Origin of the sequence: Streptomyces sp. NPDC088794, from assembly GCF_044750545.1 — a bacterium.
Taxonomy (GTDB): Bacteria; Actinomycetota; Actinomycetes; order Streptomycetales; family Streptomycetaceae; genus Streptomyces.
In genome coordinates, this window is the sequence record NZ_JBIVKB010000005.1 from 237,516 (window position 1) to 262,135 (window position 24,620).

The window sequence follows — 24,620 nt, forward strand, 5'->3', positions numbered from 1 at the left end:
GCACCGGCGCGGCGCAAGGCTATGGGCTGCCGGTGACTTTCGACAAGGGGTTAGGAAAGGGGCTTTATAAAGTCCCGGTCCAAGCGGTCCGCGGAGTTCCGGCCCAAGCCTTCGGCAAGTCCGGGTCCGGACAGCGGCTCAGTCGCCCAGGACGTCCCGCACGAAGGCGTTGGCGAACTTGCCGTCGGGGTCCAGCGTACGGGCCACCTTCCGGAAGTCGCCGAGCCGGGGATACCGCTCGCGCAGCACCGGCGCCGGCGTCGTGAACACCTTGCCCCAGTGCGGCCGCGCGTCGAAGGCGTCCAGTGCCGCCTCCACCGCGCCCACCACCGGCAGCACGGCCGCGGTGTCGTCGACCCAGGTGAAGTGCACGGCCACCGTGTCCCGCCCGTACGCCGGGCTCAGCCACTGCGCGTCGGCGGCCACCGTGCGCACCTCGCAGACCTGGAGCAGGGGCGCGACCGTCGTCCGGATCGCGTCGAGCGCGTGCAGGGCGTCGAGGGCGTACGGCCGCGGCAGCAGATACTCGGACTGCAGCTCGGAGCCGCTGCTCGGGGTGAACTCGGCCCGGAAATGCGGGAGTCGCTCGTGCCAGGGGCCCGGTACCCCGAACTGCTCGGTGCAGTTGAGGGCGGGCATCCCCGGTACCGGGTGCAGCTTCTCGGTCGCCGGGGCGGCCCACGGGAAGTCCGCGAGCGGCTGGTCGGTGCGCCGCTTGAGCCACACCTGCCGGAAGCCCGGCGCCCGCCAGTCGGTGAACAGACTCACGCTGTACGCCGTCGCGGCGACCGTCTCGAAGTCCAGCCCCGCGAGCGGGAGTTCGGTGAAGACGTACTGCTCGACGTCGAAGCTCGGCTCCAGGTCGAGGGTGAGGGTGGTGACCACGCCCAGCGCGCCCAGCGAGGTGACGGCGCCGTCGAAGCGGTCGTCGCCGCGTCCGATCGTCACGGTCGAGCCGTCCGCGGTGACGAACTCGACCTCGCGCACGACCGACGCGAGCGAGCCGTTGGCGACCCCGGAGCCGTGGGTGCCGGTGGCCACGGAGCCGGCCACGGAGATGTGCGGCAGGGAGGCCATGTTGGGCAGGGCGAGGCCGTGGGCGTGCACGATCCGGGCGAGTTCGGCGTACCGGACGCCGCCCGAGACCCGTACCGTGCGGGCCGTGGTGTCCACGTCGATCACCGGCGGCAGTCCGGCGGTCGACAGCAGGACGCCGTCGGTGCCCGGCTCGGCGATCTCGTTGAAGGAGTGCCCGCTACCCAGCACCCGCACCTTCGCGCTGCCGGCCACCAGGGCCGTGAGCGCGTCGAGCGAGTGCGGTCGGTGCAGCTCCTTGGCGGCATAGGTGATGTTGCCCGCCCAGTTGGTGACGGTCCCGGTCATCCCGTTGTCCCTCCCCGTGGCATCGAGAGCCACGACCTCACAGGGGGAACCTACCTCGCGGGTGCGGAGCCCGCGCGGCCGGTACCAGGGGCTGCGATACGACGGATTTCGTTGCAGTAGGCGTCCATGGCAATGGATCTGACCTCCCCCTATCCATCCTGGGTGCGTTTTCGTTAGCTTTGCGCCCATGACGTCCAGCCCGCCGCCCGACCCGTCGTCCGCCCGGCCGCCCGCTCCGTCGGCCCTGCCCGCCCGCCTCCCCGAGACCGACCTGACCCGCCACCGCCGGCTGCGCGAGCAGGGCAGCCTCGACCGGGCCGACCTGGACGCGATCCTGGACGCCGGGTTCGTCTGCCACCTGGGCGTGCTGGTCGAGGGCCGGCCCCTGGTCGTGCCGACGGTGTACGGCCGGGACGAGCGGCAGCTCTACCTGCACGGGTCCGTCGCCGGCCGCAGCCTCGCCGCAGGCACGCCGGTCTGCGTCACCGTCACCCACGTCGACGGCCTGGTCCTGGCCCGGTCGGTCTTCGAGCACGGCGTGAACTACCGCAGCGCGATGATCCACGGCGTCCCGCGCAGGATCACCGACCCCGACGAGAAGCTGGCCGGCCTGCGCACGCTCACCGAACACGCGACGCCCGGGCAGTGGACGTACGCCCGCCTCCCGAACCGCAAGGAACTCGCCGCCACCACCCTCCTCGCCCTCTCCCTGGAGGAGGCCTCGGTCAAGATCCGCACGGGCGCTCCGGACGACGGCGACGGCCCCGACGCGGACCTGGGTCTGTGGGCGGGAACACTGCCGCTGACGTCGACGTGGGGTACCCCGGTCCCGGACCCAGTATTGCCGTCGAACACCCCCGTACCGGGACACATCGCACGCCGTGGAGGGACCCGGCACGGGGGATGAACGAGCGGGGGCATACCGTGAAGAGTCGTACGCCTTAAGCAGGGCGCCTGAGCCGGGAGGAGATACGGGATGGGCAGCCGCACCGCGCTGGTCGAGGATCTGATGGAGCGCTTTCCGCATGTGCCGCGGGAAGCCGTCTTCAAGGAGGACCTGCTGCGCGGCGGTGTCGCCTTCGACCCCTCCGCGCTGAGCGACAACGAATCGGGTGACGTCAAGCCGAAGTCGTACTTCATCTTCTCCTTCGACCACGGCACCCTGCCGGAGCTGGGCGAGGCCGCGCTGCGGCGGCCGCCGGAGGAGATCATCCTCACCGGTGGCCCGTACGACCTGCGCCGGACCGTCGTGTCCGTGCGCGTGAACCCGGCGTCCCCGTACCGCGTGGCCTCCGACGACGACGGCGTCCTCGGGCTCTACCTCGACGGCAAGCGCATCGCCGATGTCGGTGTGCCGCCGATGCCGGAGTACTACAAGCACAAGCTCGCCAACGGGAAGTCCGTGATGGAGGTGGCCCCGACCATCCAGTGGGGCTACCTGATCTACCTCACCGTCTTCCGCGTCTGCCAGTACTTCGGTGCCAAGGAGGAGTGCCAGTACTGCGACATCAACCACAACTGGCGCCAGCACAAGGCGGCCGGGCGGCCCTACACGGGCGTCAAGGACGTCGAGGAGGTGCTGGAGGCGCTGGAGATCATCGACCGGTACGACACCGCGAAGACCTCCACCGCCTACACGCTCACCGGCGGCGCGATCACCAAGACGGTCGCCGGGCGCGACGAGGCGGACTTCTACGGCCACTACGCCAAGGCCATCGAGGAGCGCTTCCCCGGCCGCTGGATCGGCAAGGTCGTCGCCCAGGCGCTGCCGAAGGACGACGTCCAGCGCTTCAAGGACTACGGCGTGCAGATCTACCACCCCAACTACGAGGTGTGGGACGAGTATCTGTTCAAGCTGCACTGCCCGGGCAAGGAGCGGTACGTCGGCCGCGCCGAGTGGCACAAGCGCATCCTCGACTCCGCGGAGATCTTCGGCGCCCGCAACGTGATCCCCAACTTCGTGGCGGGCGTGGAGATGGCGGAGCCGTTCGGCTTCAAGACCGTCGACGAGGCCATCGCGTCGACCACCGAGGGCCTGCGCTTCTTCATGTCGAAGGGCATCACGCCCCGCTTCACCACCTGGTGCCCCGAGCCCACCACCCCGCTCGGCAAGGCCAACCCGCAGGGCGCCCCGCTGGAGTACCACATCCGCCTGCTGGAGGCCTACCGCGCCACCATGGAGGACTTCGGGCTCCAGTCCCCGCCCGGATACGGCGAACCCGGCCCCGGCCGCGCCGTCTTCTCCGTCAGCTCCTTCATGGACAGCCTGCCGGCCCGCGAGGACAGTCCTTCCGCACCGGAGCCGACCCAGGTGTAACTCCCGCCGCCCCGCCGGACACAGAGGGATGTCATCGCGGACGGCGGACGGAAGGGGGCAGGTGTGCCGGAGGACGGAACACCTGAGGGAACCGGGGGAGCGGGCGGCGAGGAGAGACTCCGCGCGCTGTACGCGGCGCACTACGGGCGGGTGTTGAGCTTCGCCCGGCGCCGCGCATCGGACCCGGAGACGGCACAGGACGTGGCGGCCGAGACCTTCCTGGTCGCCTGGCGCCGCATCGACAAGGTGCCCGACGGGGCCGACGGGGAACTGCCCTGGCTGTACGCCGTGGCCCGCAACATCCTCGCCAACCACCTGCGCGGACAGCGCCGCGGCGGCCGCCTGACCGCACGGCTGGGCCGTACGGCACCCGTGGGTCGCGATCTACGGCCGGGCCCCGAAGGGAGCCGTCACGGTCAAGATCGACTGGCAGGGCAGGAACATCGTGGGACCGATCGATGTCGGCCGGGATCGATACTTCCTGACGTTCCTTCCGTATAACTCTCGTAGCAACGAGGAGTGGTTCCCGGAGTACAGGACACAGGCCTTCGACGCGCACGGGCGGGTCGTGGGCGTCGGGTACTCCGAGCACGAGCGGTGAGGTGCACCGGGGGTCGTCGTCGGGCGACCGCCGGTAACCGAAATTGAAACGGGCGCTTGTCAGTTGTGTCGACGACGTGAAAGGCTCGGGCCCTGCCGCGAGGCTCCCCACAACTCCGTTGCCAATATGGTGAGTTGACCTCGCTTGTGGATGCAGGAGACCCATGCCCGACCTGCCGACCCCGAAGGACGCCGCCGAGGCCGCGCTGTTCTCGGAGTGCTGGGACGCCGTGCTGTCCTACGCCGATCTGTGCACCGCGGGTTCCACCGCGGCCACACAGTTGGCCACGGAGGCATTCGCGCTCGGCATACGCGAAGCACGCGCCGCCGAGAGCGGCAATGCCAGGAGCACCGGCCGCCGCGCGCCCAACCTCCCCGTGATCCCCCTGCTGCTGACCGCCGTACGCACCACCGCGGCGGCCTGGGAAGCGGGTGGACAGGGTCACGACCTCGACTCCGATCTGCGGCTGTGGCTCAACTCCGACAAGGCCGCGCGCTACACCGGACCGCCGCTGCTGCGCCCGATCGCCCTGCGTGGTCTGCGTGACCTCCAGGAGGCGGACGCCGCGCTGCTGTGGCTGGCCGAGGTGGAGGCGCTGCCGCTGCCCGTGGTGGCCCGCCGTCTCGGTCTCGACGCGGCCCTCGTCGCCGACGAACTCGCCCAGGTGCGCGGCCTGTTCCGGGACCGCTGCCACCGCAACCACGTCGACACCCCGATGGACGCGCAGTGCCGCAGTTATGTGCGGCTGCTGGACGCGGTCACCCGGTCGCCCACCGCCGACATCCCGGACGACCTCTCGCACCACCTCGCCCGGTGCGTGGCCTGCGCGGAGGCCGCCGCCTGTCTGCGGCCCAACAGCGGCGGGCTGCCCGTCGCGCTGGCCGGCGGAGTGATCGGCTGGGGCGGCCTCGCCTACCTGGAGCGCCGCCGCCGGGCCGCCGAGGTGCGGATGGGCGCCGGACGCCCGGAGCTGACCGCTGGCATGGGCGGTGAGCCGCAGGACGCCGCCAAGCGGGCGAAGGCCCTGCGCAACGGTCTGCTCGTCGCCGCCGTCCTGGTGTCGCTGCTGGCGCTGGCCGTGTCCATGATGCCGATGGGCGGTGGCATGGACGACGACGCGTCGGCCTCCGGCGACCCCTCGGCCGGCACCAGCCCGGTGGCCGCGCCGCAGCCGTCCCTGCCGTCCTCCATACCGCTCCCGAAGACGGCCTCCCCGACCCCGTCCGCCACCACGACGGCGACACCGACCGGCCAGGGCAAGAAGGCGGACCCGGACCCGGAACCCCAGGGCACCTCCTCGTCCACGGCCGACGGCAAGCCGTCCCCGGGCAAGAGCGCCTCGCCCACCTGCGCGTTCGCGTTCGACCTCGTCAACCAGTGGCCCGACGGCTTCCAGGCGACCATCAGCGTCACCACCGAGAAGGCCCTCGGCGACTGGCGGGTGGCCTGGTCCTTCAAGGACGGCCAGCGGGTCGGCCAGATGTGGGACGCCAACTTCGCCCAGAACGGCTCCCGGGTCACCGCCACCGCGGCCGACTACAACAAGTCGGTCCCCGCGAACGGCACCTTCTCCTTCGGCTTCATCGCCACCTGGTCGGGCAAGAACTCCCCGCCGTACGACGTCACGCTGAACGGGCAGAGCTGCGCGAAGTCCTGACCTCGCGACACCCTCCGGACGAGGACCGCTAGCGGTCCTCGTCCCCCAGGAGCAGGGCGTCCAGGTCCCCCGCGAACTCGTCCGTGTTCAGGAACATCAGGTCCAGGGCGTCCGACGCCGGCTCCGGTCGGTTCTCCGGTGTGAACAGCGACTGTTCCGTCCAGATGCACTTTCCCGTGGTCGTGTACCGCGTGCCCCAGCGCTGGGAGAGGGCCGTGATCAGCTGCAGGCCGCGACCGCCCTCGTCCGTGTCCGTCGCACGGCGGATCCGGGGCATCGTCAGGCTGCCGTCGAAGACCTCGCAGATCAGCTCGGCGCCGTGCAGCAGGCGCAGCCGCAACGGGCCCCTGGCATGGCGGATCACGTTGCCCACCATCTCGCTGGCCAGGAGCTCCGTGGTCGGGATCAGATCGTCCAGGCCCCACAGGGCGAGCTGCTCACGGACGTGGCGGCGGGCCTGACCGGCCGCCCGCGGGTCCTCGGGCAGCGCCCAGGACGCCATCCGGTCGCCGGTGAGGGCGTGCAGCCGGGCGACCAGCAGGGCCGCGTCGTCCGTCGTCGCGCTCTCGGCGGGCAGCAGCCCCGCCGTCAAGGTGTCGCAGAGGCGTTGCAGGTCCAGCTCCGTGCCCGGATCGGCCTTGTGCGCCTCGTGCAGCAGACGCGCCAGGTCCGCCATGCCCTCTTCCATCTCGCGCTTGGACGACTCCACCAGACCGTCGGTGTAGAGCACCAGCAGACTGCCCTCCGGAACCTCCAACTCGACCGTCTCGAACGGGGGTTCCGCCGCGCCCAGCGGAGGGTCCGCCTCCAGCGGCGGGAAGTGGACCGTGCCGTCGGGGTGCACCACCGCCGGCGGCGGATGGCCGGCCCGCGCGATGGAGCAGATCCGGGAGGTCGAGTCGTAGAGCGCGTACAGACAGGTCGCGTACGACTCCTCGCCCATGCCGGCGACCAGGTCGTTGAGGTGGCTCATGATCTCGTCGGGCGGGAGTTCCAGGTCGGCCAGGGTGTGGACCGCCGTGCGCAGGCGGCCCATCGTCGCCGCCTCCGGCAGGCCGTGGCCCATGACGTCGCCGACCACCAGGGCGACCTGGCCGCCCGAGAGCGGGATGATGTCGTACCAGTCGCCGCCCACGTCCATGCCCTGGCCCGCGGGAAGGTAGCGGGCGGCCGCGGTGCAGGCGGGCAGATCGGGCAGGTCCCGGGGGAGCAGACTGCGCTGGAGTTCGCGGGACCGGGTGTGCTCGGCGTCGTAGAGCCGGGCCCGCTCCAGGGCCTGGGCGACGAGGGCGCTGATCGTGGTCAGCAGCGTGCGCTCCTCGTCGGAGAGCCGGCGGGAGCGCTCGAAGGCGACGACGCAGACGCCGAAGGTGTTGCCGGACGCCGTCAGCGGCAGGAACGCCCACGCCTGCTTCTCGGCCCGGGCCGGTCTGCCGGTCAGGGCGGGGTAGCGGGCCGTGTACTCCTCGACCGAGGAGAGGAACAGCGGCACTCCGGACTCGATCACGTCCCAGGACGGCTCACCGGATGTCCGGGAGTGGCCGTCGACGATGGCGAGGAAGTCGTCCGGGTAGCCGTCCGCTCCCACGGTGTGCAGCCGGTCGCCCTCGACGGCCTGCACCAGCAGGCCGGCCGCGGCGAACGGCGGCAGCACCCGGCGGGCGACCGCGGCCACCACGTCCTGCGAGGTGGTCGCCTTGGCCAGGGCCTTCGTCAACTCGCCCATCCGGGCCGCGCGTTCGACCGCGGCGCGCTCGGACGCCCGGCGTTCCTCCTCGTGCTGCCGCTTCTCGGTGACGTCGGTGAAGTACAGGGTGCGGCCGTCGGGACCCGGCACCAGGCGCACGTGGTGGCGCCGCCCGGTGTCACCCATCCGCACGTCGAACCCGACGGATCTCTCCTCGGCCGCGGCCTCCCGGCAGCGGCTCTCCATGCCGGGCACCTCGCGGGTGGCGGGCAGCTCCCACAGCAGCTGCCCGAACAGCTCCTCCTCGGAGAAGCCCAGCGTGCGCTCCGCCTCCAGGTTGGCGAAGGTGATCCGCCACTCGTCGTCCACCGCCAGGAAGCCGTCGCTCATGTGGCGCAGGGCGCGGCCGAGCGCGTCCCGGGCGGACCGCGACTCGTTGCTCTCCCAGCCCACGCCGATCATCCGGTGGGGCTCGCCGTTCTCGTGGTACGTCACCCGGGCGCGGGCCTGCGTCCAGCCGTACGTCCCGTCCAGCCGCCGTACCCGGTACTCCGCCTCGAACACGCCGTGGTCGCGGATCGCCCGGTCCACCGCGTCCAGCGTCGGCGCCAGGTCGTCGGGGTGGACGCACACCATCCAGTTCTCGACCCTGGCGGTGTAGTCCTCCGGCCGGAAGCCGTACAGCTCCATGGCCGCCTCGTCCCACAGCAGCTCGCCGCCCTGGATGTCCCAGTCCCAGGAGCCGACGCTGACCTCCTTGAGGGCCTGCCGCAGGCGGTCGCGGGAGCCGGTCAGCTCCGTCCGGGAGGGAGTGGAGGGCGGCGCGGCCTGGCTCATGCGCTCCTCGGTCCAGGCGACCAGGTCCTGGAGGAAGTCCCACTGCCGCGAGGTGGGCTCGCCCCGGTCGCCCGCCAGCACCGTGAGTGCGCCGATGCTGCGGTCGCCGCCGAACAGCGGCAGGGCGGCGAGGCCGGTGCCGGGCCAGCTGAGGTCCGGGGCCGACGCGGCCACGGGCGCGGGAGCCGACGCGGCCACGGGCGCCGGCTCCAGCGGCAGCCACACACCGCGGCCCTGGTGCAGGGCCCGGGCCTGGGCCGACGGACCCTCCTGGTCGATGATCTCCCAGGAGCGGGCGAGCGCGGGGGGCAGGCCGGTCGACGACACCAGGCGCAGCATGGACATGGGGCCGCGCAGGTGAATCGTTCCCCCGAGGGCGCTCAGCTCGCCCACGGCGTGCTGGAGCGCCAGCCGGAAGACCTCGCTCTCCGCCACGCCGGGGTCCACCGTGCCGAGGAGAGCCAGACGCGCGTTCATACTCTGGACTTTACCGTTCCGGTCTCAGGTGACGTACAGCTTCGCACGATTCCCACCAGCGACTCCGACCATCGACACGCGCTCAACTGACGTGAATTCAGGGCCAGTTGTGAATGGATCACGCTGGGGTGATGATCGGTGACGGTGCGTGTCGCGCCGGCTCGCCGCGCGGCGAGCCGGCCGCCGTGCGTAGCGCCGCGTTCACAGATCGGGACGAGGGTAGTAATGATCGACGCATACGTTCGAGGCCGGCCCGGAACTCCCCCTGGAACCAGCGGAATTCGCGGAACTCTCCGATCATGCAAGCTCGTTGTCACCCCGTCGGATTCACCCCACCCGTCAGCGAGGAGCGGTATGGACATCGGCGTCTTCATCCCCATCGGCAACAACGGCTGGCTCATATCGAAGAGTTCACCCCAGTACCTGCCGAGCTTCGAGCTGAACAAGGCCATCGTGCAGAAGGCGGAGGAGCACGGGCTCGACTTCGCGCTGTCGATGATCAAGCTCAAGGGGTTCGGCGGCGAGACGGAGTTCTGGGACCACAACCTGGAGTCGTTCACGCTGATGGCCGGCCTGGCCGCCGTGACGGAGCGCATCAAGCTGTACGCCTCCACCCCGATCCTCGCGCTGGAGCCCGCCATCGTCGCCCGCATGGCGGTGACGATCGACTCCATCGCCCCCGGCCGCTTCGGCATCAACATCGTCACCGGCTGGGCCCCCGGCGAGTACTCCCAGATGGGCCTGTGGCCCGGCGACCAGCACTTCGGCAACCGCTATGCCCGCGCCGCCGAGTACGTCACCGTGATGAAGGAGCTGTGGAGCGAGGGCGTCAGCAACTTCAAGGGCGAGTTCTACGAGATGAACGACTGCGTGCTGTCCCCGCGCCCGACGGACGGGCACATCGACATCGTCGCCGCCGGCCAGAGCGCCACCGGCATGAAGTTCGCCGCCGAGCACGCCCAGTACAACTTCATCCTCGGCAGCGGCGTCAACACCCCGCTCGCGCTCTCGGGCACCACGGCCGGCCTCGTCGAGGCGGCGCGCGAGACCGGCCGTGACGTCGGCGCGCTCTCGCTCTTCATGGTCATCGCCGACGAGACCGACGAGGCAGCCCACGCCAAGTGGCAGGACTACCACGACAACGCCGACCGCGCGGCGCTGGCGTACATGGCGGGGGAGACGGCCACCGACACGACCTCCGACGGCACCTCGACCGCCCGGACCATCGCGCTGCCCGAGGGCGCGGTGAACTTCAATATGGGCACGCTGGTCGGGTCGTACGAGACCGTCGCGAAACTGCTCGACGAGGTCGCCGAGGTCGACGGCACCAAGGGGATCATGCTCGTCTTCGACGACTTCCTCGAAGGCCTGGAGAATTTCGGCACGCGCATCCAGCCGCTGATGAAGTCGCGCTCAGTCCCGCGGTGACCACCGACCCCGTGACCGATCCGCCGGACCTGTGGCCGGCCTGATGTCCGGGGCGCGGCCCGCCGTCCGTGACCCGCGGTGGGTGTTCGCCGCCACCGCCGTGGGCGTGGTCGCCGTGTTCCTCAACATGAGCGGTCTCGCCGTCGCCCTGCCCACGATCGCCCGGGAGCTGGGGGCGGGCCCCGGGCAGGCCGACTGGATCCTGCTCGGCTACATGTTGGTCACCACCGCACTGATCCTCGTCTTCGGCCGGATCGCCGACCTGGTCGGCCGCCGCCGGCTCTATCTCGCCGGACTCGTCGTCTTCACCGCCGCGACCGGGCTCGCGGCGCTGTCCCCGACGGCGGAGCTCCTGATCGCGGCCCGGGTCGCGCAGGGGGTCGGGGCCGCTGCCGTGATCACCAACAACACCGCCCTGCTGACCGACGTCTTCCCCGCACGGAGCCTGGGCCGGGCCCTCGGCTGGAACGTCACGGTGGCCGCGCTGGCCCAGATCGCCGGACCGCTCGTCGGCGGCACGGCGACCCAACTCCTCGGCGCGCACGGGCTGTTCGTCGTCTGCGTGCCGATCGGGCTGCTCGCGATCATCGCCTCGGCGCTGGTCGTCCCGCGCACTCCGTCGACCGGAGGCGACACCGTCCGGCGGTTCGGCGGGGCCCGCGAACCCTTCGACCTGCCGGGCGCGCTGCTGTCCACCGCGATGCTGACCGCGCTGGTCCTCACCCTGACCCCGGGCGGCACGGCCACCGTCGCCGGCTGGCTGCCGTGGGTCTGCGCCGGCGCGACCCTCGCGCTGTTCACGGCCTTCGTCGTCGTCCAGGCAAAGCGGTCGCACCCCCTGGTCGACGTGGCGTTGCTGCGCACCCGGGCGATCGCCCTGGTGCTCGTCGCCGTGCTCGCCAACGCGATCGGCTCCTACGCCGTCGTACTCCTGGCCTCCCTGCACGAGCAGGCGGTGACCGGTGCCACGTCTTTGCAGGCGGGGGTGTTGGTGACGCCGGTCGCGGTCGGCACGCTGATGACCTCGGCCGTCGCCGGTCCGCTGTGCGACCGCTTCACCCCGCGAGCGCTGACTACGGCGGGCACGGCCATGACGGCGTGCGGACTGCTGGGCTTCTCGCTGACGCTCTCGACCACGGCGGTACCGTTCCCGGAGGTGGCCCCGTTCCTCTTCCTCGTCGGGGCCGGCACCGGGCTGTTCATGACACCCAGCACGAGCGCCCTGATGCTCAGCGCACCGGCGGACCGGCGCGGGATGGCCAACGGCCTGCGGTCGACCACACAGAACGTGGGTTACCTGCTCAGTACGGCACTCGCGCTCGCGTTCACCACGACGGGACTGAGCGAACCGGCCCGGCACGCCGCGTACGACGGGACACTCGGCAAGCTGAACGTGCTCGCGTCGGGCGAGTTGAGCCGCTTCGTCGCCAACATCCGCGTCACGGGGTTCGTCCTCACGGGCATCCTCGTGGTGGGGGGAGCGATCTGCCTCGCGTTCCCGACCTCGCTGCGAGCGCCACGTACGACCGACGCGGCCGTCGCCAACGCCCGCCCGGAGTCCGCCACTTCACGAAGGACATCGCCATGACCGGTTCCCGGCAGGAGGACTACGAGCAGGCCGGATTCGGCGGCCGGCTCACCCCCGGCACCTCTCCGGCGCTCCTCCTGGTGGACCCCGCCCGCGCCTACGTCGACCCGGACTGCCCGCTCTACGCGGGCGTCGAACCGGCGGCCGAGGCCATGAGGCTCCTGCTGGCCGACGTACGCCGGGCCGGGATCCCGGTGATCGTCACGCGGGTGCTGCTGCGGGCGGACGGCAGCGACGGCGGCCTCTTCTTCCGCAAGGTGCCCGTCCTGCGGGCCTTCGTCGAAGGCAGTCCCTTCGGCGACTTCATCGACGGGCTGGCCCCGGCGGCGGACGAACTGACCGTGACGAAGCAGTACCCGAGCGCCTTCTTCGGCACCGGCCTCGCCGCCCACCTCACGGCGAACGGCATCGACACCCTGTTCATCGGCGGACTGTCGACGAGCGGCTGCGTCCGCGCCACCGCCCTGGACGCCATGCAGTACGGGTTCGTCCCCATCGTGGTCGAGGAGGCCGTGGGCGACCGGGACGCCGACATCCACGCGGCGAACCTCTTCGACATCAGGCACAAGATCGGCGAGGTCTGGCCGATGGGGCGGGTCCGGGAGTATCTCGGTGCGCTGTGACGCGGTGCGCTGCCATGTGGGCCGCCGTAATTCGGTGGCGCCGTGGCCCGAGTGTCTCTAAGGTCGTGCTCGTTCCGATCGTGTCCGTTCACGAGGAAGACCTGGGAGGTGTTGACCGATGACTGTCGTTGCGCCGGGCGCTGCCCGCATCCGCGAGTTCATCAAGTCCACCTCCCTGGCAGCCGGCTGACCTCAACTCCTTCGGCCGGGGCCGTCCTTGTGAAGGATTCCCCTTGACTTCCAGCAGTTCCAGCTCTGTTACCGCTGCTTCCTCCGCGCTCGCTCCCTACGGCTGGGACGACGCATGGGCCGACGCGTTCGCGCCCTACGACACCCAAGGCCTCCTGCCCGGGCGGGTCGTCCGCGTCGACCGCGGCCAGTGCGACGTGGTCACCGCCGACGGGACCGTACGGGCCGACACCGAGTTCGTCGTTCCCCGTGACCCGATGAAGGTCGTGTGCACGGGTGACTGGGTCGCCGTCGACCCCGCGGGCAGCGACCCGCGCTACGTACGGACGTATCTGCCCCGCCGTACCGCCTTCGTCCGTTCCACCTCCTCCAAGCGGTCCGAGGGGCAGATCCTCGCGGCCAACGTCGACCACGCGATCGTCGCCGTACCACTGAACGGGGATATCGACCTCGGTCGGATCGAACGGTTCCTCGCGCTCGCCTGGGAGTCCGGTGCCCAGCCCGTCGTCGTGCTCACCAAGGCCGACCTCGTGCCGGACGCGGTGACGCTGTCGTATCTCGTCCAGGACGTGGAGACGGCGGCGCCGGGCGTGCCCGTGGTGAGTGTCAGTGCCGCGACCGGGGAGGGGATCGACGTCCTGGCCGCGGTCGCCGCCGGTGGTACGTCCGTGCTGTTGGGGCAGTCCGGCGCGGGCAAGTCGACGCTCGCGAACGCGCTGCTCGGCGAGGACGTGATGGACGTCCAGACGACGCGTGACGTGGACGGCAAGGGCCGGCATACGACCACCACCCGCAACCTGCTGGTCCTGCCCGGCGGCGGGGTACTGATCGACACCCCGGGACTGCGGGGCGTCGGACTGTGGGACGCGCAGGCCGGGGTCGGACAGGTCTTCGCCGAGATCGAGGCACTGGCGGCGCGGTGCCGTTTCCACGACTGCGCCCATGCCGCCGAACCCGGCTGCGCGGTGCTCGCCGCCCTCGACTCCGGCGAGCTCTCCGAGCGCCGGCTCGACAGCTACCGCAAGCTCATGCGCGAGAACCAGTGGATCGTCGCCAAGACCGACGCCCGGCTCCGGTCCGAGCTGCGCCGCGACTGGAAGCGGAAGGGAGCGGAGGGCAGGGCGGCGATGGAGGCGAAGCGCGGTCGGTGGTGACCGGGGTTGTCGTGGCCGTCCGGGGGCTGCCGCCCCCAGGCCCCCGCTGTCGGCCCTGAAGGGGCCTCGTCCTCAAACGCCGGACGGGCTGAAGATCGACGAACCCGGAGTGTCCGGCTTGACGTCTGATTTCCGCTAGCTCGGCGGCTTCTCCCGGCGGAGACTTGGTTCCGTGATGGACGACGACAGCAGGTACGAAGCCGTGCGGAGCAGGGACGGGCGGTTCGACGGGGAGTTCTTCTTCGCCGTGCTGACCACCGGGATCTACTGCCGGCCCAGCTGCCCGGCGGTGACGCCCAAGCGGCGGAACGTGCGGTTCTTCGCCACGGCCGCCGCCGCGCAGGGGTCGGGGTTCCGGGCCTGCCGGCGGTGTCGGCCCGACGCCGTGCCGGGGTCGGCGGACTGGAACGTGCGGGCGGATGTGGTGGGGCGGGCGATGCGGCTGATCGGCGACGGGGTCGTCGACCGGGAAGGGGTCGCCGGGCTCGCCACGCGGCTCGGGTACAGCGCTCGGCAGGTGCAGCGGCAGCTCACCGCCGAGCTCGGTGCCGGGCCCGTCGCGCTCGCCCGGGCCCAGCGGGCGCACACCGCGCGGGTGCTCGTGCAGACCACCGACCTGCCGATCACGGAGATCGCGTTCGCGTCCGGGTTCGCGAGTGTGCGGCAGTTCAACGACACCGTGCGGGCCGTGTACGCGGCCACGCCGAGTGCCCTGCGCGCCGCCGCGCCCCGGACCGGGAGGGGCGGGCTGCGGGAGGCCGCTCCGACCGCCGGGATTCCCCTTCGGCTCGCCCATCGCGGGCCCTATCAGGCCGGTGCCGTCTTCGATCTGCTCGCGGCCGAGGCCGTGGCCGGTGTGGAGGACGTGGAGGGGGTGGTCGGGCGGCGCGTGTACCGCCGTAGCCTCCGGCTTCCGCACGGCACCGGCATCGTCGCCGTCGACGAGCGGGGCGGTACCGTCCGGTCCGCGACCGGCGCTCATCCCGGTGGGTGGCTGGATGCCCGGCTGCACCTCACCGACCCCCGCGATCTGACCACCGCCGTGCAGCGGCTGCGGCTGCTGTTCGACCTCGACGCCGATCCGTACGCCGTCGACGAGCGGCTCGGCGGTGATGAGCGGCTCGCGCCCATGGTCGCCGCCCGGCCGGGGATACGGTCGCCCGGTGCCGCCGATCCGGCCGAGCTGGCGGTGCGGGCACTGGTCGGGCGGGACGCGGCCGAACGGCTCGTCCAGCGGTACGGCAAGGCGCTCGACGCGCCCTGCGGGAGCCTCACCCACCTCTTTCCCGAACCGGCGGTCCTCGCGGAGGCCGAACCGCACGGCACCCTGGGCGCGCTCACCGCCGCCCTCGCCGACGGCGCCGTACGCCTCGATGCCGGCGTCGACCGGGACGACGCGGCGGCGGCCCTGCTCGCGCTGCCCGGCATGGACGCGGCCACGGTCGCCACGATCCGCGCCCGCGCCCTCGGCGACCCCGACGTCGCACCGCCCTTCCTCGACGTACCCGACAGCTGGCGCCCCTGGCGCTCGTACGCCTTGCAACACCTGCGTGCCGCAGGGGAGTTGGAGTTCTGATGAGTGGCCCTGTGCGCTATGCGAGTGTCGACAGTCCGGTCGGGCCGCTGCTCCTCACCGCCGACGGCGAGGACGGCAGGCTCACCTCCCTTTCCGTGCCCGGGCAGAAAAACGGCCGTACGGTTCAGGAAGGTTGGCTGCACACGCCCGACCTCTTCCGCGCCGCCGGCGAACAGCTCGCCGCCTACTTCGGTGGCGAACTCAAGGAGTTCGAGCTGGAGTTGCGCAGCGAAGGCAGTGAGTTCCGGGAGCGGGTGTGGGGTGCTCTCGGGTCCGTGCCGTACGGGGAGACCACGACCTATGGTGCGATCGCCGCGCGTATCGGGGCCTCCCGTGCCGCCGTGCGGGCCGTCGGTGGTGCGATCGGCGCCAATCCCCTTCTGATCGTGCGGCCTTGCCATCGGGTGATCGGCGCGGACGGCTCCCTGACCGGGTATGCCGGTGGTCTGGAGCGCAAGACCGTACTGCTGTCCTTGGAGGGCGTGCTCTAGGCCTCCGTGTCCACCTCGTCCAGGCCCCAGCTGTGGATCCGGCGTGGGTGGACGCGGATCACCTCCTCACTGAAGTGCGGGCCCAACTCGTGCGGTCCGGTGAGGAGTTCGGCCTCGCCGCGGATGTCCACGCCACGTACCCGCCACGGACGCAGGCTCGCGATGTCGTCCACGACCAGGGCGGCCTTCGGGTTCTTCAGGAGATTTCTCCATTTTTTTGTGGTGCCCATCGCGTACCCGCCGATCAGGACGGTGCCGTCGTCCTGGAGGAAGAAGCCGACCGGGTTCGCCTGCGGCTGCCCGTGCGGGTCGACGGTGGCCAGCCGGCCCAGCCGCTGCGACTTCAGATACGTACGCTCGGCCTCGGTGAATTCGGTCATGGCGGCAAGCCAAGCACCCGCCGTCGGCCCGCGCATCGGCCGCACGGACCAGGACCGCGGGCCTACGTCCCGTCCAGGGACCAGGCCGTGCCGTCAGCCCCAGATCACCGCGCCCAGCCACGCCCCGGTGATCAGCAGGCAGGTGAACAGTTCCGCCAGCACGCTGGACCCGCCCGAGCGCATCGCCGTCCGCAGGGCCGCCCGCGCCTCTCCGTGCCCGCCCAGACGGAGCCGTTCGCCGACGTAGATGCCGCCCATGAAGCCGGGTATCGCGCCCAGCACGGGGACGAGGACGAAGCCCAGAAGCGCGCCTGTCCCCGCGTACACGCCCATTCGGGGGGTGGCGCCGCTCGCGCGCAGCCGTCTCGGGGGCAGCATCCAGCGCACCACCTGGCAGACGAGGAGCGCGATGGTGGCACCCACCAGCACGCCCCATGCCACCGGCTGCGGGTCCTTCAGCGCCCACCACAGAACCGCGGCCCATACGAGCCACGATCCCGGCACCCCGGGCACGAGTACTCCACACAGGCCGAGCAGGAGGACCAGGCCGACCAGCAGGAGGTCCCACACTCCCATCTGACCAGAGTGCCGGAGGGGAGACGAAGCCGCAGATCAGGCGTGGCCGGTAAGGGCCGGTCGGGCGTGGGGCGGGAGCGGTGAGCGGTCGCGGGTCGGGCTGAGTCGGCGCGGGTCGGAAGGGCCCAGCGCGCGGCGGTCAGAAGGACCCGTCCCGGGTCACCCAGCCCCGTTCGTACGCGTGCCAGCCCAGCTGGAGGCGGGTCGTCACGCCGGTCAGTTCCATCAGGCGCTTCACCCGGCGCTGCACCGTCCGCAGGCCCAGGTCGAGCTGTTTGGCGACGCTCGCGTCGGTCAGGCCGGCCAGCAGCAGGGACAGCACCTCCAGGTCGGTGGTGTCGGGGCCGTCCGGGGACTCCTCGGTGACCCCGGACGCGCCGAGGCGCAGCGGCAGCGCGTCCCGCCACACCGACTCGAACAGGCCGGAGAGGAGTTCGAGGAGGCCGCTCGCGTGGACCACCAGCGCGGCGGGTTCCGCGGTGTGCGAGGTGAGCGGCACCAGGGCCGTCGTCCGGTCGGCCACCACCAGTTTGGTCGGGACCCGTTCCACCACCCGGATCCGCTCCTCGCGGGCGAGCGCGGCGGACAGTTCGGTCATGCCGTCCGGCAGGTCGAGGACGGACCGTTCGACCACCACCCGGTAGACCACGCCCCGATCGGTGGCCTGCTCCTCCGCCTCGTTCTCGACGCCGGAGACGACGGCCGGATTGCCGGTGACCAGCGCGCACACCTCCTCGCTCGCGCCGAGCTGGAGCTGGAGGAAGCGCTGGGCGACCGCCGCCGCGCCGATCACCACCTCGACCAGGTCGTGCACGGCGGGCTCGGCCGCCGTCGCCCGGTACTCCTCCGCCAGCAGGGCGGCCGCCAGTTCCGCCTTCTCCAGTTCGTGCCGCTGCTGGGTGAGCAGCGCGCCCAGGGCCACGCCGGGCGGGGCTGCGACCCAGCGGCCGGGGCGGGCCGAGGACTGGGCGGCGAGGCCGTGCCGTTCGAGGCGGCGCAGGGTGCGTTCCGTGTCGCGTTCGCCGAGCGTCAGCCGCCGGGCCAGGTCGGACACGTCGGCGGCGCCCACGGACACGAGGGCGCGGTACGCCGACTCGTGCGTCTCGTCCAGTCCCAGCACTTCCAGCATCAGCTGTCGCCCTCCCCGTCGAACCAACCTCGCGCGTGTCCGCATGTGGCGGATGGCGGAAAACAGCCATGGCGCAAACCCGCCTCGGCACATCATCGCTCTACCACCCGGCACTCTGCCAAGGTGGCGCCACCGCGGACGCATTCCTGAATCACAGCTGGTCTTCAGGGTGCGGGGGCACAATCAGGCCGGTCCGGCAGGCGCGGGGCGGGACGCGGTCACTCAGATCGTGATCAGGGTCCGAGACGTGTCGCCGGCACGCAGGGGATCCGGGCCCGGGTCACCTCGGTGTCGCCGGGCGGTTCTCCCGTGGGGGGTGGAACCGTCCGGCGGCTTCAACTCGCCACTCCCGCATCACTGTTCGACAGGTAGCTCGACACGCCGTTCGATGCGCCATGTCGCGCCGGTTTTTCCTGATGCCCCGTTTTCATCCAGCCCGCGCGGTGGACAATTAGGGGCATGAGCCAGCAGGGGGCAAGTCCCACCGGTCACGAGGACGACTGGTGGGGACAGCTGTACGACGACTCCACCGAGGACACGGGCCCGGCGGGCGCCGCCGACTCCCTCGACGACCGTTTCGCGTCGGCGACGGAAGCGGTGACGGACGGTTCAGGTGCGAGTGCCGGCGGTCGTGCGGGGACCGGCGTTCCCGCGCAGCGTCCGGTGATCGCCGACACCCCTGAGCCGCCTCGCGCGGGGCCCGTCCGGGACCGCGTTCCCTGGGAACCGCCGGTCGCCGCACCGCAGAGTCCGGAACCCCTGTCGGCGGCCCCGCCGGCCCCCACGGCACCACCCCCCGAACCCCGTACGCCGCCCGGTACCCCGCCGACCCCGCTCGGGCCCCCGCCGGCCGGGTTCATCGCTTCCGTCCAGGACGCCCCACCCGCCCCACCTGTCTCATCCGCCCCGTCCACCTCCCCGGTCCTCCGCACCGCCACCCACCTGGACCTCCCCACCCTCCCCCCGCCCAACGTCGACTACGTCGGCTCCGGACCGCCCACCTACGACGCCGAACCCACCGCCCTGCCGCTCGCCGACCCGGACGACCTCGACGATCTGGTCGCGGACACCGTGCTGGACGGCGCCCGGTACGGGGCCTGCACGCTGCGGGCCGTGTCCGTGCGCGGGGACTCCGCGAGGTTCCGGGGCGAGCCGCGCCGCGACTCGTTGCTCACCGCGCGGTTCGGCACCGGTGAGCACGCGCTGGTGCTGGTGGCGATGGCGACCGGTGCCCGGGCCACGCCGGGCGCGCACCAGGCCGCCGCCGAGGCCTGCCACTGGATCGGGCGGGCCGTCGGCCGCAGCCATGCCCGGCTCGCGGAGGACATCAGGTCCGGCCGGCGCGGTGACCTGAAGTCGGGGCTGCACCGGCTGACCGACCGCAGCCTCGGCAAGCTCCGGGCGGGCGCCGCCGAACAGGGCATCGACCCGGAGGAGTACTCCGCGACCCTGCGCTGTCTGCTGCTGCCGGCCGACCCCGAGTGCCGTACGCGCGTCTTCTTCGGCGTCGGCTCGGGCGGGCTCTTCCGGCTCAGGGGCGGCGAGTGGCAGGACATCGAACCGCGGGTCACCGATGTCACCGGCGACGCCGTCGTCGGCTTCGGCTCGCTGCCCTCCGAGACGCCCGAGGGCGACCGGCTCACCATGGACCTGGGCATCCCGACCCCGCCGAGTCCGTACGAGCCCGCCCCCGAGCCGCCCCACGAACCCTTCCGCTTCCGCGCCTCGGTGGCCCAGCCGGGTGACACGCTCCTGATGTGCACCGGAGGTCTCGCCGAGCCGTTGCGCGGCGAACCCGACCTGTGCCGGTATCTCACCGGCCGGTGGTCCGGGGGCGACGCCCCCGGGCTCGCCGCCTTCCTCGCCGACACCCAAGTCAGGGTCAAGGGTTACGCGGACGACCGGACCGCCGCGGCCGTTTGGGAGGCGTGAGGCTTCGGGCTGTGAATTCATGGAACCCAGGGGGACCGGAAGACCGCGGAGATCCAGCGGAGACCTAAGGGGCGCCCAGAACCATGGCCAAGCAGAACGTCGCCGAACAGTTTGTAGACATCCTCGTCCGCGCCGGAGTCAAACGCCTCTACGGAGTCGTCGGCGACAGCCTCAACCCCGTCGTGGACGCGATCCGCCGCAACTCCGCCATCGACTGGGTGCACGTGCGCCACGAGGAGACCGCCGCCTTCGCGGCCGGCGCGGAGGCCCAGATCACCGGCAGGCTCGCGGCCTGCGCCGGTTCCTGCGGACCCGGCAACCTCCACCTCATCAACGGCCTGTACGACGCCCACCGTTCCATGGCTCCCGTGCTCGCCCTCGCCTCGCAGATCCCGTCCAGCGAGATCGGCCTGGGCTACTTCCAGGAGACCCACCCCGAGCGGCTGTTCACCGAGTGCAGCCACTACAGCGAGCTGATCTCCAGCCCCAAGCAGATGCCGCGGCTGCTCCAGACCGCGATCCAGCACGCCGTCGGGCAGTCGGGTGTCAGCGTCGTCTCCCTCCCCGGCGACATCGCCGCCGAACCCGCCCCCGACAAGGCAGTCGAGACCGCCCTCGTCACCTCCCGGCCCACCGTCCGGCCCGGCGACGCCGAGATCGACAAGCTCGTCGACCTGATCGACCGGGCCGAGAAGGTCACCCTCTTCTGCGGCAGCGGCACGGCGGGCGCGCACGCCGAGGTGATGGAGTTCGCGGAGAAGATCAAGTCGCCCATCGGCCACGCGCTGCGCGGGAAGGAGTGGATCCAGTACGACAACAAGTTCGACGTCGGCATGAGCGGTCTGCTCGGCTACGGCGCCGCCTACGAGGCCACCCACGAGTGCGACCTGCTGATCCTGCTCGGCACCGACTTCCCGTACAACGCCTTCCTCCCCGACGATGTGACGATCGCTCAGGTCGACGTCAGGCCCGAGCACCTGGGGCGCCGCTCCAAGCTCGACCTGGCCGTGTGGGGCGATGTGAAGGAGACCCTGCGCTGCCTGACCCCGCGGGTGAGGCCCAAGGAGAACCGGCGCTTCCTCGACAAGATGCTCAAGAAGCACGCGGACGCGCTGGAAGGGGTGGTCAAGGCCTACACCCGCAAGGTCGAGAAGCACACCCCGATCCACCCCGAGTACGTGGCGTCCGTACTGGACGAACTCGCCGACGAGGACGCCGTGTTCACGGTCGACACCGGTATGTGCAACGTCTGGGCCGCCCGCTACATCACGCCCAACGGCCGCCGCCGCGTGATCGGTTCGTTCTCCCACGGCTCGATGGCGAACGCGCTGCCCATGGCGATCGGCGCCCAGTTCACCGACCGGGAGCGGCAGGTCGTGTCGATGTCCGGGGACGGCGGGTTCTCCATGCTGATGGGGGACTTCCTGACGCTGGTGCAGTACGACCTCCCCGTGAAGGTCGTCCTCTTCAACAACTCCTCGCTCGGCATGGTCGAGTTGGAGATGCTGGTCGCCGGACTGCCCTCCTACGGCACCACCAACAAGAACCCCGACTTCGCGGCCGTCGCCCGCGCCTGCGGTGCCTACGGCGTGCGGGTGGAGAAGCCCAAGGACCTGGCGGGCGCCCTGAAGGACGCCCTCAAGCACAAGGGCCCGGCCCTCGTCGACGTCGTCACCGACCCCAACGCCCTGTCCATCCCGCCGAAGATCAGCGCCGAGATGGTGACCGGCTTCGCCCTGTCCGCCTCGAAGATCGTCCTGGACGGAGGCGTCGGCCGCATGCTCACGATGGCCCGCTCCAACCTGCGCAACGTGCCCCGGCCGTAAGGGCGGTCCGACCGCTTCCTAGTAGCGCTCGGTCGGCACCCAGGCCCGCGCGCCGGCGTCGTTCGTCCCGTACCAGTAGCGCGGCAGACCCTTGGCGCTGGTGGTACGGAACGGGCTGCCGTGGTCGTCGATGCGGACGGTGCCGGTGCGGCCCTCGGAGGACCACTCCAGCTCCAGGTACCAGCTGCAGTCACAGGTCGCGGTCGTCGCGTCGACCAGCAGCACCTCGGGGTCCTGGGCGGAGACCTTGTACGGGAACTTCACCGCCGGGATCGGCGACCCGGTGTCGTTGCCGGCCTGCGCGCGGGCGACGGGGCGGTCCTTGTCGAGGTTCACCGCGAAGTAGCGCGGGGTGAGCCCGCCGCCGCAGCCCTGGTCCATGGCGTAGTCGATGCCGGCGATCGGGGCGGCGCGGCCGACGACCCGGACCCGCAGGCCTTCGAGGACCACCGCGGTCGAGGACCGTCCCTGCACCGTGATCTGCACCTTGGTCAGCCGCCCGTGCACCGCGCCCTGGGTCGCCGCCCACACACCGGCGTCCTGCTGGGCCGGCGGCGGCGGGACCTCGGTGATCGGCTTGTCGATGACGTAGTCGTGGCCGCAGGTCCCCTCCCAGATCTGGTCGTCGGCCGTCCAGGTCAACGGCGTACCGCCGCCGCCCGAGGCGGGCCCGCTGGTCCCCTTGCCCGCCGGCCCCTCCTTCTTGGGGGTCGGGGACGCCGAGGACTTCTTGCCCGAAGACGACGACGGAGACGACGAGGCCGAGCGGCCGGCGGACGGGCTGCCGCTCGGGGTCGCCGAGCGGGTGGCGGTGCCGGCCTCCGTCGTACCGGCCCTGTCCGGCGACTGGGCCGAGCGGGACGGCGGACGGTCGTCCGACAGGGCGGACAGGCTGCCCAGCGTGAGCATCAGGACGGAGGCCGCGGCGGCGCCGACCAGGATGCGGCGCCGGCGGTACCAGGGGTGGCCCGACGCGGGCGCGGAGTCCGGGCCGGGCAGCCCGCCCTCGGCGTTCGCGATCACTTCGGTGTCCTCGGCCGACGCCGCCTCGGCGGCGCGCGGACGCTGCCGGGCCGCCACGGCGAGCAGCCACAGCCGGTGCAGTTCGTGCCGCTCCTCGGGCGTGGCATCACAGAAGGCGGCGAACCGCTCCACGGGCGCGAAGTCCGTCGGCACCGCTTCGCCCGCGCAGTAGCGGTGCAGCGTGGAGGTGTTCATGTTCAGCCGCCGGGCCAGCGAGCCGTAGCTCCGGTCCGTGCGCGCCTTCAGCTGCCGCAGCAGCGCCGCGAACTCCTCGACGTCGTCCCGAGTCGACACCGTACCCCCGTCAATATGTCGGATCCCAGGCTCGGACCCGTATCCCAGGCACTCCATATACCTGCACGTCAGATGGGCTGGGATGGTTCCATCATGGCGCATCGGGCGGCGGCGCTTGCGGTCGGCCGAGGTGACGGCCGATGCTCTTGGTGTCGCACCGACCAGGGCCGGACCGACCATCCGCCGCCGGTACGACTCCGACACCCATGCACTCACCCACGGGGGACACCCATGCCCAAGCGCAGCAAAGCCGGCGCGCTCACCGTACTCGCCATCGCGGGTCTCGCTCTCGGTACCTCACTCGCCGCACCGGCGAGCGCGGCTCCGAAGGCGCCCGGCTTCCTCGCGGCCAAGCAACTGCCGCCGCATCCCAGCTCCGCCTGGACGGCCGACAAGGTCACCGCCGGCGTGCCGGAGGAGACGGAGTGGGACACCTGCCTGCGGGCCCTGCCGGGCCAGAAGAACGCCTGGCACCGTGACTTCCGGACCGACCTCGACACGAACGCCCGCCAGATCTCCGTCACCCTGGCGAACACCAAGGCGGCCAAGGCGCTGGTCTCGAAGCTGAACAAGGACCTCAAGTCCTGCCCGGCCCGGCTCGACGCCGACCCGGACATCAAGGCCTCCGGCAAGGACTACGGGACGCTCGCCGTCGAAGAGGGCGCCCACGTCTACGGCGTGCACACCGAGACCTCCTGGGGCGCCAGCGACGTCCGTCTCGTCTCGGTCGGCCGGGACGGAAAGACGGTCACGGTCGTGAACTGGGCCCAGATGGGCGACCTCAAGGACGCGCCCGTGAAGGCCTTCAAGAAGACGACCGTCACGGCGGTCAACAAGCTCCACTGACCGCCGCCACCAGCTGGGGCCGCCCTCCCGCACGGGGGTCGGGCGGGCGGCCCCATACCTCTCATCGCACGCAGAGCACGACAGCGACGCTCGACCAGCGGCGCACGACAAAAAACGGGGAAACAGACATGAGCAGCAAGCAGAGCATCGCCCGCCGTTCCACCGTGGCCGCCGGCCTCGCCCTGGCCCTCGGCCTCGGCATCACCGCCCAGGCCTCCGCCGGGGCGCCGCGCAGCGTCAGCGGGACGCCGTCCGACAACATCACCCGCATCGCCGACTTCTACGGCGCCTACATCGACGCTGTGACCGACGAGGGCAGCGGCGACCTCGGCAACACGCTGCGGGGGCACTACCTGACCCCCGCCTACCAGAAGCAGCTGTCCGCCTGGGAGGACAGGGAGCACGCCGACGGCGTCCTGCGCGCCCAGAACGTCCCGCTCTCCTGGAAGGTCACCGACAACGGCTCCACGAAGAAGTACACGGAGGCCGTGGTCACCCTGACCTGGAGCAAGAACAGCACCACCAAGGTCGTCGTCGACATGGCCCGCGACAGCCGCGAGATCTACCACATCGGGGCGAAGGGCCTGGCGAAGAAGTAGACCAGGA

20 protein-coding genes are annotated in these 24,620 nt (G+C 71.6%); 14 read left to right on the forward strand and 6 right to left on the reverse strand.

The window, feature by feature from the left end:
• Positions 1-138: 138 nt before the first annotated feature.
• Positions 139-1,383 (reverse strand): FAD-binding protein, encoded by a 1,245-nt coding sequence (locus ACIP6U_RS16445; protein ID WP_401717514.1) that lies wholly within the window; start codon positions 1,381-1,383, stop codon positions 139-141.
• Between the two features lie 187 nt (positions 1,384-1,570).
• Between ACIP6U_RS16445 and ACIP6U_RS16450 the strand changes: the two genes are divergently transcribed.
• From ACIP6U_RS16450 to ACIP6U_RS16465, 4 genes are all read left to right on the forward strand, one after another.
• Positions 1,571-2,290, forward strand: coding sequence for a pyridoxamine 5'-phosphate oxidase family protein (locus ACIP6U_RS16450; RefSeq protein ID WP_401717517.1), 720 nt, complete (start codon positions 1,571-1,573; stop codon positions 2,288-2,290).
• 69 nt (positions 2,291-2,359) lie between these two features.
• Positions 2,360-3,700, forward strand: coding sequence for a radical SAM protein (locus ACIP6U_RS16455; protein ID WP_401717520.1), 1,341 nt, complete (start codon positions 2,360-2,362; stop codon positions 3,698-3,700).
• A gap of 63 nt (positions 3,701-3,763) precedes the next feature.
• Positions 3,764-4,201: an RNA polymerase sigma factor gene (locus ACIP6U_RS16460; protein WP_401717523.1), complete on the forward strand. Its 438-nt coding sequence runs from the start codon at positions 3,764-3,766 to the stop codon at positions 4,199-4,201.
• A 263-nt stretch (positions 4,202-4,464) separates the two neighbouring features.
• Positions 4,465-5,958 (forward strand): cellulose binding domain-containing protein, encoded by a 1,494-nt coding sequence (locus ACIP6U_RS16465; RefSeq protein ID WP_401717526.1) that lies wholly within the window; start codon positions 4,465-4,467, stop codon positions 5,956-5,958.
• Between the two features lie 28 nt (positions 5,959-5,986).
• On the opposite strand, the gene ACIP6U_RS16470 is transcribed toward ACIP6U_RS16465, so the two are convergent.
• Positions 5,987-8,959, reverse strand: coding sequence for a SpoIIE family protein phosphatase (locus ACIP6U_RS16470; RefSeq protein WP_401717529.1), 2,973 nt, complete (start codon positions 8,957-8,959; stop codon positions 5,987-5,989).
• A gap of 354 nt (positions 8,960-9,313) precedes the next feature.
• Between ACIP6U_RS16470 and rutA the strand changes: the two genes are divergently transcribed.
• From rutA to ACIP6U_RS16500, 6 genes are all read left to right on the forward strand, one after another.
• The gene (gene rutA / locus ACIP6U_RS16475) at positions 9,314-10,387 is read left to right on the forward strand and encodes a pyrimidine utilization protein A (protein ID WP_401717531.1); all 1,074 of its coding nucleotides are present in this window, start codon (positions 9,314-9,316) and stop codon (positions 10,385-10,387) included.
• A 31-nt stretch (positions 10,388-10,418) separates the two neighbouring features.
• Positions 10,419-11,975, forward strand: coding sequence for an MFS transporter (locus ACIP6U_RS16480; protein ID WP_401717534.1), 1,557 nt, complete (start codon positions 10,419-10,421; stop codon positions 11,973-11,975).
• Positions 11,972-12,598, forward strand: a complete 627-nt coding sequence (locus tag ACIP6U_RS16485; protein ID WP_401717537.1) for an isochorismatase family protein — start codon at positions 11,972-11,974, stop codon at positions 12,596-12,598. Before ACIP6U_RS16480 ends, ACIP6U_RS16485 begins: the two co-directional genes overlap by 4 nt.
• A 233-nt stretch (positions 12,599-12,831) precedes the next feature.
• The gene (gene rsgA / locus ACIP6U_RS16490) at positions 12,832-13,941 is read left to right on the forward strand and encodes a ribosome small subunit-dependent GTPase A (protein ID WP_401717539.1); all 1,110 of its coding nucleotides are present in this window, start codon (positions 12,832-12,834) and stop codon (positions 13,939-13,941) included.
• Positions 13,942-14,116: 175 nt separating this feature from the next.
• Positions 14,117-15,517, forward strand: coding sequence for a bifunctional transcriptional activator/DNA repair enzyme AdaA (locus ACIP6U_RS16495; protein ID WP_401718522.1), 1,401 nt, complete (start codon positions 14,117-14,119; stop codon positions 15,515-15,517).
• Complete coding sequence (locus ACIP6U_RS16500) at positions 15,517-16,008, forward strand: methylated-DNA--[protein]-cysteine S-methyltransferase (RefSeq protein WP_401717542.1); 492 nt, start codon at positions 15,517-15,519, stop codon at positions 16,006-16,008. The genes ACIP6U_RS16495 and ACIP6U_RS16500 overlap by 1 nt, the downstream gene beginning before the upstream one ends.
• Here ACIP6U_RS16500 and ACIP6U_RS16505 read toward each other — a convergent pair.
• The 3 genes from ACIP6U_RS16505 to ACIP6U_RS16515 all read right to left on the reverse strand — a co-directional run bounded on the left by ACIP6U_RS16505 (position 16,005) and on the right by ACIP6U_RS16515 (position 18,093).
• The gene (locus ACIP6U_RS16505) at positions 16,005-16,388 is read right to left on the reverse strand and encodes a PPOX class F420-dependent oxidoreductase (protein WP_401717545.1); all 384 of its coding nucleotides are present in this window, start codon (positions 16,386-16,388) and stop codon (positions 16,005-16,007) included. The two genes, ACIP6U_RS16500 and ACIP6U_RS16505, sit on opposite strands and share 4 nt — an antisense overlap.
• 93 nt (positions 16,389-16,481) lie before the next feature.
• Entirely contained in the window at positions 16,482-16,964 is a 483-nt protein-coding gene (locus ACIP6U_RS16510) for a DUF456 domain-containing protein (protein WP_401717548.1), read from the reverse strand.
• A 139-nt stretch (positions 16,965-17,103) separates the two neighbouring features.
• Complete coding sequence (locus tag ACIP6U_RS16515) at positions 17,104-18,093, reverse strand: helix-turn-helix domain-containing protein (RefSeq protein ID WP_401717551.1); 990 nt, start codon at positions 18,091-18,093, stop codon at positions 17,104-17,106.
• A 459-nt stretch (positions 18,094-18,552) separates the two neighbouring features.
• Between ACIP6U_RS16515 and ACIP6U_RS16520 the strand changes: the two genes are divergently transcribed.
• Together ACIP6U_RS16520 and ACIP6U_RS16525 are read left to right on the forward strand one after the other, a co-directional pair.
• Entirely contained in the window at positions 18,553-20,025 is a 1,473-nt protein-coding gene (locus ACIP6U_RS16520) for a protein phosphatase 2C domain-containing protein (RefSeq protein ID WP_401717554.1), read from the forward strand.
• A gap of 83 nt (positions 20,026-20,108) precedes the next feature.
• Positions 20,109-21,851 carry a pyruvate dehydrogenase gene (locus tag ACIP6U_RS16525; protein ID WP_401717557.1) on the forward strand — a complete coding sequence of 581 codons (1,743 nt, stop codon included), beginning with the start codon at positions 20,109-20,111 and terminating at the stop codon, positions 21,849-21,851.
• Between the two features lie 18 nt (positions 21,852-21,869).
• On the opposite strand, the gene ACIP6U_RS16530 is transcribed toward ACIP6U_RS16525, so the two are convergent.
• Positions 21,870-23,168, reverse strand: a complete 1,299-nt coding sequence (locus ACIP6U_RS16530; protein ID WP_401717559.1) for a helix-turn-helix domain-containing protein — start codon at positions 23,166-23,168, stop codon at positions 21,870-21,872.
• Positions 23,169-23,399: 231 nt separating this feature from the next.
• Between ACIP6U_RS16530 and ACIP6U_RS16535 the strand changes: the two genes are divergently transcribed.
• Both ACIP6U_RS16535 and ACIP6U_RS16540 read left to right on the forward strand, forming a co-directional pair.
• Positions 23,400-24,014 carry a hypothetical protein gene (locus ACIP6U_RS16535; protein ID WP_401717562.1) on the forward strand — a complete coding sequence of 205 codons (615 nt, stop codon included), beginning with the start codon at positions 23,400-23,402 and terminating at the stop codon, positions 24,012-24,014.
• A gap of 128 nt (positions 24,015-24,142) precedes the next feature.
• The gene (locus ACIP6U_RS16540) at positions 24,143-24,613 is read left to right on the forward strand and encodes a hypothetical protein (RefSeq protein WP_401717564.1); all 471 of its coding nucleotides are present in this window, start codon (positions 24,143-24,145) and stop codon (positions 24,611-24,613) included.
• The last annotated feature ends 7 nt before the right edge of the window (positions 24,614-24,620 follow it).

Excerpts from the sequence above, each read along its gene's own strand:
- rutA (WP_401717531.1), top strand. The coding sequence starts at position 9,314 with ATGGACATCGGCGTCTTCATCCCCATCGGCAACAACGGCTGGCTCATA.
- ACIP6U_RS16535 (WP_401717562.1), top strand. The coding sequence starts at position 23,400 with ATGCCCAAGCGCAGCAAAGCCGGCGCGCTCACCGTACTCGCCATCGCG.
- ACIP6U_RS16455 (WP_401717520.1), top strand. The coding sequence starts at position 2,360 with ATGGGCAGCCGCACCGCGCTGGTCGAGGATCTGATGGAGCGCTTTCCG.
- ACIP6U_RS16445 (WP_401717514.1), bottom strand. The coding sequence starts at position 1,383 with ATGACCGGGACCGTCACCAACTGGGCGGGCAACATCACCTATGCCGCC.
- ACIP6U_RS16500 (WP_401717542.1), top strand. The coding sequence starts at position 15,517 with ATGAGTGGCCCTGTGCGCTATGCGAGTGTCGACAGTCCGGTCGGGCCG.
- ACIP6U_RS16495 (WP_401718522.1), top strand. The coding sequence starts at position 14,117 with ATGGACGACGACAGCAGGTACGAAGCCGTGCGGAGCAGGGACGGGCGG.
- ACIP6U_RS16520 (WP_401717554.1), top strand. The coding sequence starts at position 18,553 with ATGAGCCAGCAGGGGGCAAGTCCCACCGGTCACGAGGACGACTGGTGG.
- ACIP6U_RS16485 (WP_401717537.1), top strand. The coding sequence starts at position 11,972 with ATGACCGGTTCCCGGCAGGAGGACTACGAGCAGGCCGGATTCGGCGGC.
- ACIP6U_RS16540 (WP_401717564.1), top strand. The coding sequence starts at position 24,143 with ATGAGCAGCAAGCAGAGCATCGCCCGCCGTTCCACCGTGGCCGCCGGC.
- ACIP6U_RS16505 (WP_401717545.1), bottom strand. The coding sequence starts at position 16,388 with ATGACCGAATTCACCGAGGCCGAGCGTACGTATCTGAAGTCGCAGCGG.
- ACIP6U_RS16450 (WP_401717517.1), top strand. The coding sequence starts at position 1,571 with ATGACGTCCAGCCCGCCGCCCGACCCGTCGTCCGCCCGGCCGCCCGCT.
- ACIP6U_RS16515 (WP_401717551.1), bottom strand. The coding sequence starts at position 18,093 with ATGCTGGAAGTGCTGGGACTGGACGAGACGCACGAGTCGGCGTACCGC.
- ACIP6U_RS16525 (WP_401717557.1), top strand. The coding sequence starts at position 20,109 with ATGGCCAAGCAGAACGTCGCCGAACAGTTTGTAGACATCCTCGTCCGC.
- ACIP6U_RS16470 (WP_401717529.1), bottom strand. The coding sequence starts at position 8,959 with ATGAACGCGCGTCTGGCTCTCCTCGGCACGGTGGACCCCGGCGTGGCG.
- ACIP6U_RS16465 (WP_401717526.1), top strand. The coding sequence starts at position 4,465 with ATGCCCGACCTGCCGACCCCGAAGGACGCCGCCGAGGCCGCGCTGTTC.
- ACIP6U_RS16510 (WP_401717548.1), bottom strand. The coding sequence starts at position 16,964 with ATGGGAGTGTGGGACCTCCTGCTGGTCGGCCTGGTCCTCCTGCTCGGC.